Consider the following 4,672-nt stretch of genomic DNA (forward strand, 5'->3'; position numbering starts at 1 on the left):
CGGCTCCGGGGGTGTCTTCCGGAGCGGAGCGGCCGAGAGCGTCGGAGATGAGGGAGGCGTACGTCGTCAGGGACTCCTCGAGGATGGCCTGCTCCCGCGGGCCGGCCCCCTTCTGTGCCGAAAAGGTGGCGACGGCGCCGCGAGGGCCGAGGAGCGGGTTGTCGACATCGCAGGCGACCACGATCTCGATGTCCCGCAGACGCGGGTCGAGACCGTCGAGGTCGATCCGTGCCAGGCTCTGGAGTGCCGCTCCGCCTTCCGCGAGCTCTGCCCCGGAGGCGTCGAGGAGTCGTACGCCGAGGGCGCGGAGCATCCCTGAGCCGCCGTCGTTGCTGGCACTGCCGCCGAGCCCGATGACGACCGTGCGGGCGCCGCCGTCGATGGCGGCCAGCACGGCCTCACCGAGACCGCGGGACGTGGCGGTGAGTGGGGCGAGTCGGCCTCCGGGCAGCCGGAGCAGCCCACAGGTGTCGGCGAGCTCGACGACCGCCAGATCGCCGCGGACTGCGTAGTGAGCCGTCACCGGCTCGAGAGTCGGGCCGGCGACCTCGACCGGCACCAGGTCGAAACCGGCGCCGGCCAGCGCCGCCACGGTGCCGTCGCCGCCGTCGGCGATCGGCACGATGCGTACCTCCGTCTCGGGGTGCGCCGCGAGGATCCCGGCGGCCACCGCCTCGTCGACCTCGCGCGCGGTCAGGGAGCCCTTGAACTTGTCGCAGGCGACCACGACGACCGGACGGCCCTGATGGTGGCCGGGCATCACAGGTGGGGGAGGACGAGGTCGCGGTAGCGCTGCGACATGGTGGCGAGCACCTCGTCGGGGTCGCCGGCCCAGACCGCCTCGTTGAAGATCTCGACCTCGACGTCGCCGGTGTAGCCGGTCGCGGCGACCATCCGCGTGATCGGCGCGAAGTCGATGACCCCGTCACCCATCATCCCGCGCGCCAGCAGCGCGTCGGCGGGGATCGGCAGGTTGAAGTCGCAGACCTGGTACCCCGCGATCCGGCCCTCCGCGCCGGCCCGCTCGACCTGGGCGGCGACGTCCGGGTCCCAGAAGACGTGGAACGTGTCCACCACGACCGCGACCGCGTCGACCGGGTGCGGCGCGGCCAGGTCGAGCGCCTGGCCGAGGGTCGAGAGGACCGCCCGGTCGGCGACGTACATCGGGTGCAGCGCCTCCAGGACCAGCTTCACACCGTGGTCGCGGGCGTAGGGTGCCAGCTCGGCGAGCCGCTCGGCGACCCGCTCCCGGGCACCGGCCAGGTCCACATCGCCCTCGGGCAGGCCGCCGACGACCATCACCAGCGCGTCGGTGCCCAGCGTCGCGGCCTCGTCGACCGCCCGCTTGTTGTCCTCGAGCGCGCCGGCGATCCCGGCCTCGTCGGATGCCGTCAGGAAGCCGCCGCGGCAGAGCGAGGAGACGCGCAGGCCGGCGTCGCGTACGAGCTTGGCCGCCTTCTCCAGCCCGGCCTCGTGCACGCGGTCGCGCCACAGTCCGAGGGCGGGGATGCCGGCCCGAGCCGCTCCGTCGACGGCCTCGGCGAGGGTCCAGGAGTTGGTGGTCTTGGTGTTGAGCGAGAGGCGTTCCAGCCCGGTGGTGCTGTCGGTCACTGGTCGACTCCTTGCACGGTGAGGAAGGCGCGCATGCGTGCGGCCGCGAGGTCGGGGCTGGTGAGCAGGCCGGCCGCGTCGGCCAGCCGGAACACCTCGGCCAGATGGGTCACCGAACGACCGGCGTGCAGGCCGCCGGCCATCGAGAAGCCGGGCTGGTGGCCGTTGACCCAGGAGAGGAACGCGATCCCGGTCTTGTAGTAGTAGGTCGGCGCCTCGAAGATCTTCCGGCCGAGCGCCTGGGTGCTCTCCAGCAGCTCGCGGGCCTCGGCCGGGTCTCCCCGGTCGAGCGCCTGCAGCGCGGCCGAGGCCGCCGGGTAGATCGCCGCGAAGATGCCGAGCAGCGCGTGCGAGAACTCGCCCTCGCCGGTGCCCTCGCCGACGATCAGCTCGGGATAGTTGAAGTCGTCCCCCGTATAGAGACGTACGCCGCCGGGCAGCGCCCGGCGCAGCCCGACCTCGTGCTCGGCGTCGAGGAGCGAGACCTTGACCCCGTCGACCTTGCCGGGACGGGCCCGAACGACGTCGAGGAAGGTCTCCGTCGCCTCTGCGACCGTGGAGGAGCCCCAGTAGCCCGCCAGCGCCGGGTCGAACATGTCGCCCAACCAGTGCAGGATCACCGGGCTCTCGGCCTCGTCGAGGAGGGTGGCGTAGACCTCGGCGTAGTCGTCGGCGTCCCGGGCGACCCGGGCGAGCGCGCGCGAGGCCATCACGATCGTGGTCGCGCCGGTGTCGGCGACGACCTTCATCTGCTCACGGTAGGCGTCGATGACGGCCGCCAGGCCCTGCCGGCCCTCGGGGACGGCGTCGAGGGCGAGCTGGTCGGTGCCGGCACCGCAGGCGATCGACCCGCCCACGGTGGCCGCCTCGGCCGCCGAGCGGCGGATCAGCTCGGCCGCGGCGGTCCAGTCGACCCCCATGCCGCGCTGGGCGGTGTCCATCGCCTCGGCGACGCCGAGACCGTAGGACCACAGCTCGTGCCGGTAGGCCAGGGTGCGGTCCCAGTCGATGTCCGCGTGGGCACCGGGCACGTTCTCGGCGAGCGTGCGGGGGACGACGTGGGCGGCGGCGTACGCGGTGCGGGAGGTGAACGGCGCACTCGGCTTCGTCCACTCCCGAGGGGCCGCGAGCGGGTAGAGCTCGGTGCCGCCGTCGGGCAACGGGAGGCGTACGGAGGTCACAGCTGGATCTCTCCGAGCTCGACCCGGCGGCCCTCGGCGGAGGAGGTGAGCCCGGCCTCGGCGAGCCGGACGCCGCGGACGCCCGCCATGAAGTCGTAGGGGTGGTCGCCGTCGCCCTCGACGTAGCGGATGAACTGCTCCCACTGCGCCTTGAAGCCGTTGTCGAAGGGCTGGTTGTCGGGGACCTCGGTCCACAGGTCCCGGAACTGGATCGACTCGACCAGGTCGGGGTTCCATACCGGCTTCGGGGTCAGGTTGCGGTCCTGGGTGACGCAGTGGTGCAGGCCGGCGACCGCGGATCCGTGGGTGCCGTCGACGTGGAACTCGACCAGCTCGCCGCGGTTGACCCGGGTCGCCCAGGAGGAGTTGATCTGGGCGATGATCCCGCCCTCGAGCTCGAAGATGCCGTAGGCGGAGTCGTCGGCGGTCGCCTCGTAGCGCGCGCCCTTCTCGTCCCAGCGCTCGGGGATGTGGGTGACGACCTTCGCGGTGACGGCCTCGACCTTGCCGAAGAGGTTCTCCAGGACGTAGTTCCAGTGGGGGAACATGTCGGTGGTCATGCCACCGCCGTCCTCCTTGCGGTAGTTCCAGCTCGGCCGCTGGGCGGGCTGCAGGTCGCCCTCGAAGACCCAGTAGCCGAACTCGCCGCGCACGCTGAGGATGCGGCCGAAGAAGCCCGACTCGACCAGGCGGCGCAGCTTGAGCAGACCCGGGAGGTAGAGCTTGTCGTGGACGACGCCGCTCTTCACGCCGGCGTCGGCCGCCAGGCGGGCCAGGCGCAGCGAGCCCTCCACGTCGTCGGCGATCGGCTTCTCGGTGTAGACGTGCTTGCCGGCCGCGACCGCCTTGGTGATGGCGACCTCGCGGACGTTGGTCAGCTGCGAGTCGAAGTAGACGGTGTCCTCGGCGTTGCCGAGGGCCTCGTCGAGGTCGGTGGTCCAACGGTCCAGGCCATGCTCCTTGGCGATGTCCTGGAGCTTCTCGGCATTGCGTCCGACCAGGATCGGGTCGGGCAGGATCCGGGTGCCGTCGGAGAGCTCGACACCGCCCTGCTCCTGGATCGCCAGGATGCTGCGCACCAGGTGCTGGCGGTAGCCCATGCGTCCGGTGACGCCGTTCATGATGATGCCGAGCCGTCGTGTGGCCATGTGTTCGTTCCTCGTCTGCTGGAGAGCGATGGGGGAAAGCGCTTTCCAGTACGGTAGGACAGATGTGACGCCCGTCGCAAGAGGGCGTTCCGTGATGCCGGACGCAGGAGGCCTTTCGGGGCCCGTCAGGAACGCGGGGGAGTGCTCTCCCGCAGTACGACCTCGCCGTGGACGGACCTCTTGCGAAGCTCCGCCGACGGCTTGCCGAGCACGAGCTCGAGCGCGAGCCGGCCGATGTCGGCCAGGGGAAGACGTACGGTGGTCAGCCCCGGCGTCACGTCGCGCAGCGTGGCGATGTCGTCGAAGCCGGCGACGGCCAGGTCGGGTCCGACCTCGACGCCGGCCTGCCGGCAGGCCGCCAGGGCGCCGACCGCCATCAGGTCGTTGACCGCGAAGACGCAGTCCACCGCGGCGCCGTCGTCCCGGCCGTCCTCGAGCAGCCGGGTCATCGCCCGGCGGCCGCCGTCGCGGCTGAACTCGTCGGAGACGTACGCCGGCTCCGAGCCGGTCGCCTCCCGCCACCCCTCCGCGAAGCCGGCGTGGCGTTCGGCCGAAACCAGCAGGTCCTCGGGGCCGGTGAGCACCGCGGCGCGGCGATAGCCGAGGCCGACCAGCCGCTCGGCCAGCGCCTTGGCGCCGCCGTGGTTGTCGATCACGACGGTGTCGACCGGCAGGCGCGGCTGGCTGATCGCGGCCGCCCGGCCGCCGCCGTCCAGGTAGGACGTCAGCAGG

5 protein-coding genes are annotated in these 4,672 nt (G+C 72.2%); all 5 read right to left on the reverse strand.

All coding sequences use genetic code 11. From position 1 onward, the window contains the following. The coding region (locus ACFU7D_RS28670) for a glycerate kinase (protein ID WP_378873661.1) at positions 1 to 760 on the reverse strand (760 nt) is incomplete at its 3' end. Then, complete coding sequence (locus ACFU7D_RS28675) at positions 760 to 1,611, reverse strand: sugar phosphate isomerase/epimerase family protein (RefSeq protein ID WP_378873663.1); 852 nt, start codon at positions 1,609 to 1,611, stop codon at positions 760 to 762. The genes ACFU7D_RS28670 and ACFU7D_RS28675, both read right to left, overlap by 1 nt. Further along, the gene (locus tag ACFU7D_RS28680; RefSeq protein ID WP_378873664.1) at positions 1,608 to 2,792 is read right to left on the reverse strand and encodes a dihydrodipicolinate synthase family protein; all 1,185 of its coding nucleotides are present in this window, start codon (positions 2,790 to 2,792) and stop codon (positions 1,608 to 1,610) included. Before ACFU7D_RS28680 ends, ACFU7D_RS28675 begins: the two co-directional genes overlap by 4 nt. Beyond that, positions 2,789 to 3,940: a Gfo/Idh/MocA family protein gene (locus ACFU7D_RS28685; RefSeq protein ID WP_378873666.1), complete on the reverse strand. Its 1,152-nt coding sequence runs from the start codon at positions 3,938 to 3,940 to the stop codon at positions 2,789 to 2,791. The genes ACFU7D_RS28680 and ACFU7D_RS28685 overlap by 4 nt, the downstream gene beginning before the upstream one ends. 125 nt (positions 3,941 to 4,065) lie before the next feature. Then, positions 4,066 to 4,672, reverse strand: a 607-nt coding sequence (locus ACFU7D_RS28690; protein WP_378873668.1) for a LacI family DNA-binding transcriptional regulator, incomplete at its 5' end; no start/stop codon positions are given.

This window comes from Nocardioides sp. NPDC057577 (assembly GCF_042801335.1).
Lineage (GTDB): Bacteria > Actinomycetota > Actinomycetes > Propionibacteriales > Nocardioidaceae > Nocardioides.

Bases quoted from the DNA above. Each gene is read 5' to 3' on its own strand.
- ACFU7D_RS28685 (WP_378873666.1), bottom strand. From the start codon at position 3,940: ATGGCCACACGACGGCTCGGCATCATCATGAACGGCGTCACCGGACGC.